Origin of the sequence: Streptococcus sp. GMD5S, assembly GCF_000298715.2 — a bacterium.
Lineage (GTDB): Bacteria > Bacillota > Bacilli > Lactobacillales > Streptococcaceae > Streptococcus.
In genome coordinates, this window is record NZ_AJRG02000002.1 from 40,665 (window position 1) to 54,760 (window position 14,096).

Here is a 14,096-nt window from a genome sequence, read left to right on the forward strand (position 1 = left end):
TTTGGAAAAGTTATTTGCTAAGGAGGATATACATCATAATGAAAATACTCGATGTTTTATATAATTTTTATGGTGATTTTGATTTCATTGAAGAAAAATACAATGAAAAATACGAAGGTATTCTTATCAATATAAAGGAAGAGCAAGGGTATAAAAGATGCCGCTTGGCAAAAAGAACACCAAAAAAAGAAGGATATTTTACAGTTTTTTGGAAAAAGACCAAAACAACAAGAACATTCCTTATACCAATGAGGATTTAGGAAATGAACTTATAATCGTTATCATTGATAATGATAAGAGGGGACTATTCATTATTCCAAACGAGGTGGCTATTCGTAAAAACATTCTGTCGACAAAAGATAGCAATGGAAAAATGTCTATGCGATTTTATCCTCCTTGGTGCTCAAATTTAAATACAACAGCTCGAGCAACACAAAAATGGCAATTGCAATATTTTAGAGAAATTAAAGTATAAACATATTGCCGGATTACATACACACAAAAGACCTGTTTCTTATGATTGCAGAATCAGGTCTTTGTTTTTTCTAGAATCCATCAAACACTTATAACGTCTTTCCGAAAAACTATAATTTTCTTGAAAAATATATAAGTCTATGCTATACTACTAGTAGACTTAATTATGGAGAAAATACATGAAACGTGAGATTTTACTGGAACGAATCGACAAACTAAAACAAATCATGCCCTGGTATGTTCTGGAATACTACCAATCCAAGCTTGCTGTGCCCTACAGTTTTACAACCTTGTACGAATATCTCAAGGAATACGATCGATTTTTCAGCTGGGTTTTGGAGTCTGGTATTTCAAATGTTGATAAAATGTCTGACATTCCTTTATCAGTCTTGGAAAATATGTCTAAAAAAGATATGGAATCCTTTATCCTGTATCTACGTGAACGACCTTTGCTGAATGCCAATACAACCAAACAAGGTGTCTCTCAGACGACCATTAATCGGACTTTGTCGGCACTTTCTAGTCTTTACAAGTATCTAACAGAGGAGGTTGAAAACGACCAAGGGGAGCCTTATTTCTATCGTAATGTAATGAAGAAAGTTTCAACCAAGAAAAAGAAAGAAACACTTGCTGCTAGAGCTGAAAACATCAAGCAAAAACTCTTTTTAGGCGATGAAACAGAGGGTTTTCTAACTTATATCGACCAAGAGTACCCTCAACAACTTTCTAATCGCGCTCTTTCATCATTCAATAAAAATAAAGAACGTGATTTGGCCATTATTGCTCTTCTCTTGGCCTCAGGTGTCCGCTTATCTGAAGCTGTTAATCTAGATCTAAGAGATCTTAATCTCAATATGATGGTTATTGATGTCACACGTAAGGGGGGAAAACGTGACTCGGTCAATGTCGCTGCCTTTGCCAAGCCTTATCTAGAGAATTATCTGGCCATTCGGAATCAACGCTATAAGACGGAAAAGACAGATACAGCTCTCTTTCTGACCTTATATCGTGGTGTTTCCAATCGTATCGATGCTTCCAGCGTCGAGAAAATGGTTGCTAAGTACTCTGAGGACTTCAAAGTCCGTGTAACTCCCCACAAACTACGCCATACTCTGGCAACTAGGCTCTATGATGCTACTAAATCGCAAGTTTTGGTCAGCCATCAGCTAGGACACGCCAGTACACAAGTCACTGACCTCTATACCCATATCGTTAATGATGAACAGAAAAATGCCTTGGATAGTTTATAATTGATACGTAATAATAATTATGTAAAAACCTCAAAAAAAGAAGTTGCTAAAATATACAACTTCTTTTTGATTTATCCCACTACTGCTTCAGCGATTTCTTCACGACTAATACCAGCAAAGTAGCGTGTGATGTCAATAGTTTCTAAAGCTTTAAGAACATCCTCACGTTCGTATTTCACTCCACGAAGGACATCTTCTACAGCTGCAACGTCTTCGATACCAAAAAAGTCTCCATAAATCTTGATATCTTGGATTTTTGATTCAATGACGTTGGCAAAAACTTCAACCTTACCACTGGTGAATTTTGTTCCCCGACGGACGTTAAATTCAGGTGATTTACCGTAGTTCCAGTCCCAAGTACCGAACTTGGTATCCTTGATACGATTGATTTCCGCTAATTCTTGCTCAGAAAAAACGTATTCAGTCATCTCTGGGTACTCTTTTTTCATGTATTCCAATAGCAAATCACGAAATTCTTCAACTGTGATTTTTTCTGGTAATTCATTGACAATATTGGTGACACGGGCACGGACGGATTTCACACCTTTTGATTCAAATTTATCTTTTGAAACCTTGAGGGCGTTAGCAAGAACTGACAAATCAACGTCAAAGAGCAAGCAACCATGGTGCATGATACGACCATTGATATAGGCTTGGGCATTGCCACAGAATTTTTTGCCATCAATCTCAAGGTCATTACGGCCTGTAAACTCAGCTTTAACGCCTAGTTGAGCCAAGGTATTGATAACTGGAGTTGAGAAGCTCTTGAAGTCAAAGGCCTTGTTTTCATCTTCTTTTGAAATGATGGTGTAGTTGAGGTTGTTTAAATCGTGATAAACAGCTCCACCACCACTGATACGGCGGACTACCTCAATACCATTTTCTCGAACATAATCACGGTTGATTTCTTCGATAGTATTCTGGTGACGACCAACAATGATAGAAGGTTTGTTAATCCAAAGAAGGAAGATTTGATCCTCATCTAGTAAGTGTTTAAAGGCATATTCTTCCAAGGCGATATTAAAAGCAGTGTCGTTTGAATGATTGATAATATATTTCATAGTGTTTCCAAAAATTTAGTTTTTAAAATCTGTTCATAGCAATCAAATTTTCTAAAGTGGTAAAAAGAAATGTAACGTGTTATCGTTACATTTCTCGGAAAAATTGAGACAAGAGGCTCAATTTTTAGGCATGGAACTCTAATAGAGGTCGCTGCCGTCCGTACTACTTTAAGAAAATTTAGTTGAAAAACTTATTTATTTTTTCTTAGGTGAATGGATGGCCATTCCTAGAACATCCGCAAACGCTTCGTACATCACTTCAGAGTAGGTTGGGTGTCCGTGGATAGTCTTCAGCATTTCTTCAACAGTGATTTCCATTTCGATGATGCTTGATGCCTCGTTGATTAATTCTGCAGCTGCAGGACCAATGATGTGCACACCAAGGATTTCCCCGTATTTCTTATCAGCGATAACTTTTACGAAACCTTGAGCAGCATCTGATGCAATAGCACGGCCGTTAGCTGCAAAGTTGAATTTACCGATGGCTACATCGTATTTCTCACGTGCTTGTTCTTCAGTTAGACCTACTGCTGCTACTTCAGGAAGAGTATAGATGGCTGCAGGAGTCAAGTTCAATTTGGCAACAGCATGATTTCCTTTGAGGGCATTTTCAGCAGCAACTTCACCCATACGGAAGGCTGCGTGAGCCAACATCTTAGTACCGTTGATGTCACCTGGTGCGTAGATACCTGGAACAGAAGTTTCCATGTATTCGTTGACCTTGATACGTCCACGATCCAATTCAAACTCAACATCGCCAATACCTTCAAGGTCTGGCACACGACCGATTGAAAGAAGAGCTTTGCTTGCGATGATATCGTCTTTTCCTTCAACCTTGATACGAAGTTGACCATTTTCTTCGATGATTTCTTCCAATTTTGTACCTGTTAAGATAGTCATACCTTTGCGTTCCAAAATCAAGCGAAGGTTCTTAGACACTTCCGCATCCATAGCTGGAACGATACGATCCATCATTTCGATAACAGTCACTTTTGAACCAAATGTCATGAAGGCTTGACCGAGTTCGATACCGACAACTCCACCACCGATGATAACAAGGCTTTCTGGAACTTCGTTCATTTCAAGAATGTCATCACTGGTCATGACAAGTGGAGATTCCATACCAGGAACGTTGATCTTGCTAACTTTTGAACCACCGGCAAGGATAATTTTCTTGGTTTCAAGCAATTCAGAACCATCTACCAAGACATTCTTGTCTTTAGTGATTGTACCAACACCCTTATGAACAGTAACTCCGTAGCTACGAAGAAGACCCGCAACACCACCTACCAAGGTATTGACAACTTTAGATTTAGTTTCTAAAAGTTTATCCATATCAACAGTGAAGGTTGGATTTTCGATTACGATACCACGATTTGCTGCATGACCGATGTTTTCGATAATTTCAGCATTGTGAAGATAGGTCTTAGTTGGGATACATCCACGGTTCAAGCAGGTTCCACCGAGTTCAGATTTTTCAACAAGGGCAACCTTACCACCGAGTTGGGCAGCTTTAATGGCTGCTACATATCCAGCAGGACCTCCACCAATCACAACGATATCAAAGGCATCATCGCTCTTACCATCGTCGTTTGAGGCACTAGCAGCAGGTGCAGGTTTTGATTCTGACGCAGCTGCTCCAGCTGTTGGGATGTTTTCCCCTTCTTCTCCAAGGTAACCGATAACTTCTGTAACCGGAACTGTTTCACCATCTCCTTTGAGGATGGCAATCAAGTATCCATCTTCTTCGGCTTCCAATTCCATGCTGACTTTGTCAGTCATAATTTCCAAAAGGATTTCTCCTTCTTTTACAAATTCTCCGACTTTCTTATTCCATTGGACGATTTGTCCTTCTGTCATATCCACGCCGGCTTTTGGCATAATTACTTCTAAGGCCATGTCTTACTTCCTTTATCTAAAACTCTAAAATAACAATAGCTAACTTAAACCAACATTGAGATTGGGTTCTCAATTAAGGCTTTCAAGTCTTTCATAAACTTAGCACCAGCCATACCATCTACAACACGGTGGTCAATGGTTAATCCAAGGCTCATGATAGGGCGAATAACAATCTCACCATTGACGACAACAGGTTTCTCGACTGTTGAGCTTACCCCGAGGATTGCTGAGTTGGGTTGGTTAATAATCGGACCAAAGGACTGAACGCCAAACATTCCCAAGTTACTAATTGTGAAGGTTGAGTTTTGTAACTCACTTGGAGCCAATTTGCCATCCAAGGTACGACCAATCACGTCTTTAAAGGCTACTACTAACTCTGACAAGCTCATTTTTTCAGCATTGTAAACAACTGGTGTCATTAGACCGTTATCCATCCCAACCGCCATCGCAAGGTTGACATAGTTATGAGTGATAATGGTCTTGCCGTCTTCTGTCAATGAAGCGTTGATGTATGGGTGTTTCATCAATGTTTTCACAACAGCGAGTGAAAGAAGGTCTGTTACAGTAGTCTTCTTACCAGTCGCTTCCATAATCGGATCAAGAACCTTCTTACGAAGGGCCAACATTTCTGACATATCGACATCATAGTTGAGTGTGAAGGTTGGCGCAGTTAGGTAAGATTCAACCATACGTTGAGCTATAACCTTACGCATTGGTGTCATTGGAATACGCTCAATCTCACCATAAGGAGTGATATTGTCTGGAACTTCTGCCACTTTTTCGATTTGAGCAGGAGACTTGATGGTGTCGTTTTCGATATTTTCAGGAAGCAAGGCCAAAACATCCTTCTTCATGATCTTACCACGATGACCCGTTCCTTGGATTTCCTGCCAAGCAATGTTATGTTCGAGGGCAATTCGTTTTGCAAGTGGCGAAATGCGAACCACGTTTGTGTCTTTATAAGTTTCCACGTCTTCTTTGTGGACACGACCGTTTGCACCTGAGCCAGAAACGTCGTAGAGGTTGATTCCTAGATCATCCGCCAACTTTCTAGCCGCAGGAGTCGCTCTTAGCTTGTCATCAGCCATGACCTCTCCAATTCTAATTATGATACTAAGGGCGAAAAAGTCAAAGTGAAAATAGGAGATTGACGATGTGTTCGATGAACACAAGGAAATCTTTCTTTTTTTCGCAGACCTCCGTCCGAATTCAATTACATGATACTAAGGGCGTCAAAAAGCGACTGAAAAATAGGAAATCTACGCAGGCTTCGATGAAGTCAAGGAGATTTATCTTTTTTCCGAGCTTTTAGCCCGTGTTCAACTCTACAAGCAACTTGGATACAACACGTATCTCAAGTTGCTACGGTTGCCGCTATTAGGCGGTCAACCTTGTAGACTTACTAAGTCGTTCGTCGAATAACATCGATTCGACTCCCTCCTGTCGCAACTTTACAAACAACTTAGATACAAAACATATCTTAAGTTACTAAAGTTAAAAACAACAATTATTTTACATAACTTATCTTATGTAATTCTATTCTTTGTTATATGTTTTACGGATGGCATCTTTGATGCTTTCAACTGTTGGAATCATTGCATTTTCTAGATTTTGTGCGTAAGGCATTGGCACATCTTCTCCGGCGCAACGGCGGATTGGTGCGTCTAGATAATCAAATGCTTCTGATTCTGAAATAATAGCTGAAATCTCTCCGATATAGCCACTTGTTTTGTGAGCATCGTTGACAAGCACCACCTTACCAGTCTTCTTCACTGAGTTAATGATGATATCCTTATCAAGCGGAACGAGGGTACGTGGGTCTACAATTTCAACAGAAATTCCTTCTTCTGCTAATTCTTCAGCAGCTTGAACCACACGACGAAGCATTTTCCCGTAAGTAACAACTGTTACATCTGTTCCTTCGCGTTTGATTTCCCCAACCCCAAGTGGGATTGTATAGTCTGGATCAACTGGCACTTCCCCCTTTTGGTTAAATTCGGACTTGTATTCAAGAATGATAACTGGGTTGTTATCACGGATAGAAGACTTGAGCAGTCCTTTCATGTCAGCAGGCGTACCTGGAGCTACAACCTTGAGACCAGGGATGTGTGTAAACCAAGACTCTAGAGATTGCGAGTGCTGGGCCGCAGAACCAACTCCGTTACCAGCTGCACAACGTACAGTCATTGGAACCTGACCTTTACCACCAAACATATAACGTGTTTTAGCAGCTTGGTTGACGATATTGTCCATGGCAATGACTGAGAAATCCATAAAGGTCATATCAACGATTGGGCGAAGTCCTGTCATGGCTGCTCCTGCTGCTGCTCCAGAAATTGCTGCTTCAGAAATCGGACAGTCACGAACGCGTTCTGGACCAAATTCTTCGAGCATTCCAACAGAAGTACCGAAGTCTCCTCCGAAGACACCGACGTCTTCTCCCATCAAGAACACATTTTCATCGCGACGCATTTCCTCAGACATAGCAAGGATAATGGTGTCACGGAACGACATTGTTTTTGTTTCCATTTTTATCTCTTTCTCCTTAGTCTGCGTAAATATCTTCAAATGCTGATTCTAGTGGTGGGAATGGGCTTTCTTCCGCAAATTTAACAGAAGCTTCTACCGCTTCCTTGACTTGTGCTTGAATTTCTTCCAATTCTTCTACACTTGCAATATTGTTTTCGATGAGGTATTTGCGAAGATTTTCGATTGGGTCTTTTTGTTTCCACAATTCCACTTCTTCACGCGTACGATATTTACCAGGGTCAGATGATGAGTGACCAAGCCAGCGATAGGTTACACTTTCAATCAAGACTGGGCCATTGCCACCACGAACATGATCTACGGCTTTCTTAAATCCTTCATAAACGTCGATGACATTGTTTCCATCTTCGATAAACATTCCAGGAATTCCATATGCCGCACTACGTTGATGGATATGCTCCACATTGGTCATTTTCTTGATATCCGCAGAAATCCCATAACCGTTGTTAATGCAGTAGAAAATAACAGGAAGTTTCCAAATAGAAGCCATGTTCACTGCTTCGTGGAAAACACCTTCGTTGGTCGCACCATCTCCAAAGAAGCAGACAACGATTTTACCAGTATGTTGCATTTGCTGACTGAGGGCTGCACCAACAGCGATTCCCATACCACCACCAACGATACCATTTGCACCAAGGTTCCCAGCACCCAGGTCAGCGATATGCATAGAACCACCTTTTCCTTTACAGGTTCCAGTGTATTTCCCGAGGATTTCAGCCATCATTCCATTGAGGTCAATCCCTTTGGCAATAGCCTGTCCATGTCCACGGTGATTTGAGGTAATCAGATCATCTGGATTAAGAGCCAGCATCGCTCCGACGTTAGCAGCTTCCTCTCCGACAGAAAAGTGAGTCATACCAGGAACTTTCCCCTTTTTCACTAACTGAGCAATTTTTAAGTCCATGCGACGGATTTCTTCCATCTTACGGAACATCTCTAGCAAAAGATTCTTATCTAAAGTTGACATAATCTTGCCTTTCTAACTTTGTACTTACCTTACTATTTTACCTTTTTTAGTATACACTGTCAAAGTATATGGCTAATAAAATTTCACAATATAAAAAAATAAATCCCTGTTAAAACAGGGATTCTCTCTAGTTAGAGCATTTTTTCACAAAGTTGTTTTTCAGGATAATTTCTTAAAATTAGCTCAATCTTTTCATTACGGTTTTCAAACGCCATTGATACAAACAACCAGAAACAATCAAGCTGGCAATTAACCCAATCCAGTAGGCAAATGCCCCTAAGTCAGTTACTTGATCTAGTAGATATCCTAGTGGTATCGCTACTCCCCAATATCCGATTAAGCCAAGATAGAAAGGAACGATAGTGTCCTTATACCCTCTTAAAATTCCTTGGAGCGGAGCCGCAAAGGTATCAGCTAACTGGAAAAAGAGACTGTATGTCAGGAAAACAGCCGTGGTTTCAATGAACTGAGGGTCATTTCCGTATAGACTTGCTACACGATCTCTAAAAATGTAGAGAAAGGACAGGGTAAGACCTGCAAAAATAAGGGCGGTTACTCTCCCTAGACGAGCATAGATTTTTGCATCCTCAAAACGTTTAGCCCCCACCTCGTAAGACACAACAATCGCCATAGCAGAGGAAATACTCATGGGAAAAGCGTACATGAGACTCGAAAAATTCATAGCTGACTGGTGACTGGCAATGATGAGCGATGAAAACTTAGCCATGATTAGTCCAACCACGGAGAAAATGGCTACTTCAGCAAATACGGTTCCCCCGATTGGTAGACCTAATCGAACACCTTCCTTGATTTTATCTATATTTAGTGGAATGCGTTTTTCAAGATGTAACGCTTTTAACCTTTCTTGTTTGAATAAAACAAGAATAGAAATCCCCAATAAAACCCAATAGGCTAGTGAAGTTCCTAGTCCTGCTCCTGCGCCACCAAGCTCAGGGAAACCGAAAGCTCCATATATCAAGAGATAGTTAAAACCACTATTGAGCGGAAGTAATAGGAGCATGAGGTACATAGATAGCTTGGTCAATCCAAGAGAATCCAACAAAGAGCGAATGACACTGAACAGCAACAAGGGAATAATTCCAATAGACAGGTACCAAAGATAGGAAACTGCAACTGCCGCCACTTGAGCTTCTAGTCCGATGTTGGTTAAGACAGGTGGCGCTAAGAATACTACCATTCCAAGCAAGACCAAAGACAGTCCGAAAGCCAAGTAGATAAATTGGTAAAAATCAGATGCTACTTCTTCCTTTTTGCCCCGTCCCAGATGATGGCCTATGATGGGAACCATGGCCGAAACAATCCCTGTTAAAAAAGTAAAGAAAGGATTCCATAGACTCGTTGCGGTTGACACCCCCGCCAAGTCCATGGTATTGTACTGCCCAGTCATGGTTGTATCAACAAAAGAGGCAGAATAATTGGCAAATTGATAGATCAGAATAGGGAAAAATATCTTAAGAAATAAGACAAACTTGTCTTTAAATTGATGGGTTGGATACATATACGCTCTCTATTCTTATAGTTTCTAGAGCAGAATCCCATCTAGTTTTGGTAGACAATTTGTCCCTTGCAGATGGTATATTTAACCTGCCCTTTTAAAGTTTCACCGATAAATGGGGAATTAGCTGCTTTTGACGCAAAATGGGAGTCCACAAGGCGGTCAGCCTTAGCGTCAAAGATAGTGATATCCGCTGGACCATTCTCAGCCAAGTAACCTGCTTCAAAGTTGTAAAGCTTGGCTGGATTGACAGTCATTTTTTCTAGCAATTCCATCAAGCTCAACTCACCAGCTTCCACCAAATAAGTCAAACCAAGAGAAAGAGAGGTTTCCAAACCTGTCATACCAGATGGTGCTTTGGTGATATCTTCAACATTTTTCTCATCTGCATGGTGAGGCGCGTGGTCCGTTGCGATAACTGTGATAACACCTGACTTGAGACCTTCGATAACGGCACGACGGTCTGACTCCAAACGAAGTGGAGGATTCATTTTGGCATTGCTTCCTTGAGTTAAAAGAAGAGCTTCTGTCTTAGAGAAATGCTGTGGCGCTACTTCTGCTGTGACCTGCGCACCTAGTCCTTGAGCAAACTCCACCACCTTGACACTTTCTTCCTTAGACAAATGCTGAATGTGAACATGGGCCTTGGTTGCATAGGCAATCATAACATCGCGCGCAATCATAGCGTACTCAGCCACTCCTGTCGCTCCACAGATATGGAAATGTTCTTTAGCGATGTTTTCGTTAAAGCCAAGAATTCCATTCAAACCTGGATCTTCCTCATGAAGGCAGATAAAGGTATTGAGTTTTTTGGCTTCTACCATTGCTTCCTTAACCACTTTACTACTTTCAAGCGGAATTCCATCATCTGAAAAACCAACGGCTCCAGCTTCTAAAAGAGCCTTAAAGTCTGTCAAGTCTTGGCCATTAAAGTTCTTGGTAATAGTCGCAACTGTCTTGACGTTAATCTTTTCCTTGGCAGCAGACTGGAGAACTTCTTTCAAAGTCTCTACGTCCGAAATGGTTGGACTAGTATTAGCCATCATGACAACGGTTGTAAAGCCACCTGAAGCGGCTGCTAGGGCCCCAGTATGAATGTCTTCTTTATGAGTTTGACCAGGTTCACGGAAATGAACATGGATATCGACTAGTCCAGGCGCAACAACAAGGCCCGTAGCATCAATTAGCTCTGCTCCTTCTTCCTTGATTTCGGCAGCTATTTTGACAATTTTCCCATCTTGCACTAAAACATCACACACTTGATCCAAACCAGACTTGGGATCCATTACACGACCATTTTTGATTAGTAGCATCTGCTTTCTCCTTTATTCATAGAAATCAACTTGGGTATCCAACAATTTATCCCCATCATAAACAAACTTTGCTGAAAAGAAAGGTTTATCTTCTAAAAGCCACTCAACAAAGGTGTGATCACCCTCCCAAGTTGGCTTGCTTAAGACTTCATCATAGGGAACCCATTCTAAGGTCCCCTCATTGCAGTCAATCAAGTCACCCTCGAACTCTGTCACCTTAAAAACAAAGGTGTACCAGTCTAAATCTGGCGTAAATTCAGGAAAAGTGATAACACCTTTAAGTACTGGCTTGGCTTTGAGCCCTGTTTCTTCGAGGATTTCACGCGCTGCACATTCCTGTGGAGTCTCACCTCGCTCTAGCTTTCCACCCACACCAATCCATTTGCCTTCATGGACATCGTTGGGCTTCTTATTGCGATGGAGCATGAGCAGTTCTTTTCCGTTATCAATGTAGCAAATCGTCGCTAACTGAGGCATATTATCTCCTTATCTAAGCCAATCGATTGGCTCTTGTCCTGTCTCTATTAAGAATGCATTGGCCTTGGAAAAAGGCTTGGAACCCCAAAATCCTCTGTAAACTGATAAAGGACTAGGATGGGCTGATTCGATAATCAAGTGGTGAGGATTGGTAACCAAGGCCTTCTTCTTGCGTGCATAAGCACCCCAGAGTACAAAGACTACAGGTCTGTCTAGATTATTGACAACCCGAATCACGGCATCAGTAAAAGGCTCCCATATCTGCCCAGCATGACCATTTGCCTGACCAGCAGGGACCGTCAAGCAAGCATTAAGAAGTAAGACTCCTTGCTTAGCCCAAGACGTCAAATCATGAGATTTCTTAACCCCGATATCATCTGACAATTCTTTCAAGATATTTTGCAAGGACGGTGGCGCTGGAATAGCATCGGGTACAGAAAAACTCAAGCCCTGCGCCTGACCTGGCCCGTGATAGGGGTCTTGCCCTAGAATCACCACCTTCACTTCTTCAAGTGGTGTAGTCAAGAGAGCCTGAAAAACTTTTTCCTTAGGTGGATAGACAATTCCCTGAGCATAGACCTGTTCCATAAATTGATTGATTTTCCCAAAATAACCTTCAGGTAATTGCTCCTTAATCAAAGCATGCCAAGACGAATGTTGCATCTTTCTCTCCTTTATCGTATCCATCTAAAAGCACGTCTTAATTCATCCGTACCATTTTTAAAAAAGCATAAACCATGTGCAAGAATGATCTTATCCGGTTTCCAGTTTAACATACGGGAAAAGGAAACCTTTGCCTCTATTTGTCTTCTAAAAAAAGTCATCCTATAATCGATAGGAGTTTGCCCATCAGGGACTGTTACACGGGCTAAACGATAAATTTTTCTTCGGATTGGACTAGCTATCTTTTCTGGTTCAAAATTCTCTATAAGGTCCGTTACAATGAGTGTTTTAGTCGATTTATGAAAAAACACGACCTCTTCGATGACAGAACTTCCCTTAAAAATAAGTTGATCAATCTCATCAGACCATAAGTCAGGTGCCTTATCAGTTAAAGGAGCATCAAATTCCACCATGACATTCTGACTTTTTGCTCTCTCTTCAACTCCTGGACTAGACCATGCTTGTGCATAAGGATATCTTTTTTTCCAATCTGCAATATAGGCGTAGTGAATCTTATTGGGTGAAATTAGGTAAGCAACTTTGCCCAAAGCGTCCAGTTCAGTAAAGAGCTCCTCATTTGGCGCAATAGGAGAATGAATCCAGAGTTTTCCATCGTTTAACTTTATCACTGTCATACGTGTCTGAAAAGGTAGTTTGAAGACCTTCATATCCATTTGTATCAAGTCACCATCTGCTATCCAGATATTTTGATCAACTTCCTTTAGTGTATACAATGGTTCATAAAGAGAAAGTTCTGGTCTTGCCATCGTTTACTATTCCTTCGTTTTTACTGCTTCTATTATAGCAAAAAGTGGCTATCTAAACCACTTTTTACAGTTCTTATATATACTGTTATTGACCCTATTATTTGACATTACTATTCACAGTATCAATCAGCCATTAAAAACTTTTCGATTGTATCAATAGAATAGGAAAGTTGATTATTTACAGACATCATCCGTTCAAGATTAGCGTCCATATAGTAGAGTTCAGATAAACCACCCCTAGGGAGAAAGAGTGAATAGTGGATATTCATCTTCTCTCGAGTACTTAACTCTATATGATTGCTTATGATATACTTTAACTCTTTTAACGAATTTACTTGAGCAACCACACCTTTTAACTGATACTGCTCTATGAGATTTAGTAAGTTGTCAATCTCTTCAATGACTTTAGTTTCCATATCATCCCCTCTTAGAAAAAGTACTACATAGTATCCAAACAATCCAGTATATCTTGGTAAGAATGAACTTCATAAGTCGGCTGGGCTTGCGTCTTGTTTTTCAGATGATGGGGATTGTACCAGATAGTATCAATACCAGCATTATTGCCACCTTGAATGTCGGCGGTTAGAGAATCTCCAATCATAAGGGCCTTTTCTTTATAAAATCCAGTAATCTGTTGACCAATTTTTTCATAGAATAGTGCATCAGGTTTTTGCGTTTGCAACTGCTCGGAGATAAAGACTTGGTTGAAATAGGGAGCCAGACCTGATTGAGCCAAACGACCTGTCTGAATAGCAGTAATGCCATTTGTCGCAGCGTACAGCTCATAATCACGCTCAATGAGACAGTCCAAAAGTTCATGAGCTCCCGAAAGGATTTGTCCTTGCTGGGCTAGAAAAAACTGGTAACGCTGAGCAAGTAACCTACCGTCTTTCTCCAGTCCAAAATGAGCAAACAAACGTAAAAAGCGCGTGTTAACCAGTTCTTGTTTACTGATTTTCTTTTGTTCCAAGTCCTTCCAGAGAGCCTTGTTCATAGGAACATAATAGTCTTTATAGGCTTGAATGTCTGCAACTCCTTCTTCTTTTAAAAGTTGCGTCAGTGCCACATCCTCAGCAGCATCAAAATCAAGCAAGGTGTGATCGAGATCGAAAAGTAGAAATTTGTAGGACATTGAGTTTCCTTTCTGAAAATTCATTAAGAA

13 protein-coding genes and 1 pseudogene are annotated in these 14,096 nt (G+C 40.8%); 2 read left to right on the forward strand and 12 right to left on the reverse strand.

Annotated features, from left to right (window positions below; genetic code table 11):
• The first annotated feature begins 38 nt into the window (after positions 1-38).
• Positions 39-475, forward strand: a pseudogene (locus GMD5S_RS10145) (MepB family protein).
• Between the two features lie 178 nt (positions 476-653).
• A complete protein-coding gene (gene xerS / locus GMD5S_RS0201690) occupies positions 654-1,724 on the forward strand; it encodes a tyrosine recombinase XerS (protein WP_000817871.1) in 1,071 nt (356 codons plus the stop codon).
• A 71-nt stretch (positions 1,725-1,795) separates the two neighbouring features.
• On the opposite strand, the gene GMD5S_RS0201695 is transcribed toward xerS, so the two are convergent.
• The 12 genes from GMD5S_RS0201695 to GMD5S_RS0201750 all read right to left on the reverse strand — a co-directional run bounded on the left by GMD5S_RS0201695 (position 1,796) and on the right by GMD5S_RS0201750 (position 14,066).
• Positions 1,796-2,785 carry a lipoate--protein ligase gene (locus GMD5S_RS0201695; RefSeq protein WP_000874002.1) on the reverse strand — a complete coding sequence of 330 codons (990 nt, stop codon included), beginning with the start codon at positions 2,783-2,785 and terminating at the stop codon, positions 1,796-1,798.
• A gap of 195 nt (positions 2,786-2,980) precedes the next feature.
• Positions 2,981-4,684 carry a dihydrolipoyl dehydrogenase gene (gene lpdA, locus GMD5S_RS0201700; protein WP_001162891.1) on the reverse strand — a complete coding sequence of 568 codons (1,704 nt, stop codon included), beginning with the start codon at positions 4,682-4,684 and terminating at the stop codon, positions 2,981-2,983.
• Between the two features lie 44 nt (positions 4,685-4,728).
• Positions 4,729-5,772, reverse strand: coding sequence for a dihydrolipoamide acetyltransferase (locus GMD5S_RS0201705; RefSeq protein WP_000752709.1), 1,044 nt, complete (start codon positions 5,770-5,772; stop codon positions 4,729-4,731).
• 448 nt (positions 5,773-6,220) lie between these two features.
• Positions 6,221-7,213, reverse strand: a complete 993-nt coding sequence (locus tag GMD5S_RS0201710; protein ID WP_000448714.1) for an alpha-ketoacid dehydrogenase subunit beta — start codon at positions 7,211-7,213, stop codon at positions 6,221-6,223.
• A gap of 16 nt (positions 7,214-7,229) precedes the next feature.
• Entirely contained in the window at positions 7,230-8,198 is a 969-nt protein-coding gene (locus tag GMD5S_RS0201715; RefSeq protein WP_000105374.1) for a thiamine pyrophosphate-dependent dehydrogenase E1 component subunit alpha, read from the reverse strand.
• Positions 8,199-8,376: 178 nt separating this feature from the next.
• The gene (locus tag GMD5S_RS0201720) at positions 8,377-9,717 is read right to left on the reverse strand and encodes an MATE family efflux transporter (RefSeq protein WP_000283626.1); all 1,341 of its coding nucleotides are present in this window, start codon (positions 9,715-9,717) and stop codon (positions 8,377-8,379) included.
• Positions 9,718-9,758: 41 nt separating this feature from the next.
• Positions 9,759-11,027 (reverse strand): dihydroorotase, encoded by a 1,269-nt coding sequence (locus GMD5S_RS0201725; RefSeq protein WP_000924512.1) that lies wholly within the window; start codon positions 11,025-11,027, stop codon positions 9,759-9,761.
• A 12-nt stretch (positions 11,028-11,039) separates the two neighbouring features.
• On the reverse strand, positions 11,040-11,504 hold the full coding sequence (locus tag GMD5S_RS0201730; RefSeq protein WP_001135765.1) for an NUDIX hydrolase: 465 nt from the start codon (positions 11,502-11,504) through the stop codon (positions 11,040-11,042).
• Positions 11,505-11,513: 9 nt separating this feature from the next.
• Positions 11,514-12,167, reverse strand: coding sequence for a uracil-DNA glycosylase (locus GMD5S_RS0201735; protein WP_001164848.1), 654 nt, complete (start codon positions 12,165-12,167; stop codon positions 11,514-11,516).
• Positions 12,168-12,178: 11 nt separating this feature from the next.
• Positions 12,179-12,934, reverse strand: coding sequence for a DUF4336 domain-containing protein (locus GMD5S_RS0201740; RefSeq protein ID WP_000113582.1), 756 nt, complete (start codon positions 12,932-12,934; stop codon positions 12,179-12,181).
• 122 nt (positions 12,935-13,056) lie between these two features.
• Positions 13,057-13,350 (reverse strand): hypothetical protein, encoded by a 294-nt coding sequence (locus tag GMD5S_RS0201745; RefSeq protein WP_000448761.1) that lies wholly within the window; start codon positions 13,348-13,350, stop codon positions 13,057-13,059.
• Positions 13,351-13,373: 23 nt separating this feature from the next.
• Complete coding sequence (locus tag GMD5S_RS0201750) at positions 13,374-14,066, reverse strand: YjjG family noncanonical pyrimidine nucleotidase (RefSeq protein WP_000120618.1); 693 nt, start codon at positions 14,064-14,066, stop codon at positions 13,374-13,376.
• Between the last annotated feature and the right edge of the window lie 30 nt (positions 14,067-14,096).

Coding starts and splice junctions, on each gene's coding strand:
- xerS (WP_000817871.1), top strand. CDS start 654: ATGAAACGTGAGATTTTACTGGAACGAATCGACAAACTAAAACAAATC.
- GMD5S_RS0201695 (WP_000874002.1), bottom strand. CDS start 2,785: ATGAAATATATTATCAATCATTCAAACGACACTGCTTTTAATATCGCC.
- lpdA (WP_001162891.1), bottom strand. CDS start 4,684: ATGGCCTTAGAAGTAATTATGCCAAAAGCCGGCGTGGATATGACAGAA.
- GMD5S_RS0201705 (WP_000752709.1), bottom strand. CDS start 5,772: ATGGCTGATGACAAGCTAAGAGCGACTCCTGCGGCTAGAAAGTTGGCG.
- GMD5S_RS0201710 (WP_000448714.1), bottom strand. CDS start 7,213: ATGGAAACAAAAACAATGTCGTTCCGTGACACCATTATCCTTGCTATG.
- GMD5S_RS0201715 (WP_000105374.1), bottom strand. CDS start 8,198: ATGTCAACTTTAGATAAGAATCTTTTGCTAGAGATGTTCCGTAAGATG.
- GMD5S_RS0201720 (WP_000283626.1), bottom strand. CDS start 9,717: ATGTATCCAACCCATCAATTTAAAGACAAGTTTGTCTTATTTCTTAAG.
- GMD5S_RS0201725 (WP_000924512.1), bottom strand. CDS start 11,027: ATGCTACTAATCAAAAATGGTCGTGTAATGGATCCCAAGTCTGGTTTG.
- GMD5S_RS0201730 (WP_001135765.1), bottom strand. CDS start 11,504: ATGCCTCAGTTAGCGACGATTTGCTACATTGATAACGGAAAAGAACTG.
- GMD5S_RS0201735 (WP_001164848.1), bottom strand. CDS start 12,167: ATGCAACATTCGTCTTGGCATGCTTTGATTAAGGAGCAATTACCTGAA.
- GMD5S_RS0201740 (WP_000113582.1), bottom strand. CDS start 12,934: ATGGCAAGACCAGAACTTTCTCTTTATGAACCATTGTATACACTAAAG.
- GMD5S_RS0201745 (WP_000448761.1), bottom strand. CDS start 13,350: ATGGAAACTAAAGTCATTGAAGAGATTGACAACTTACTAAATCTCATA.
- GMD5S_RS0201750 (WP_000120618.1), bottom strand. CDS start 14,066: ATGTCCTACAAATTTCTACTTTTCGATCTCGATCACACCTTGCTTGAT.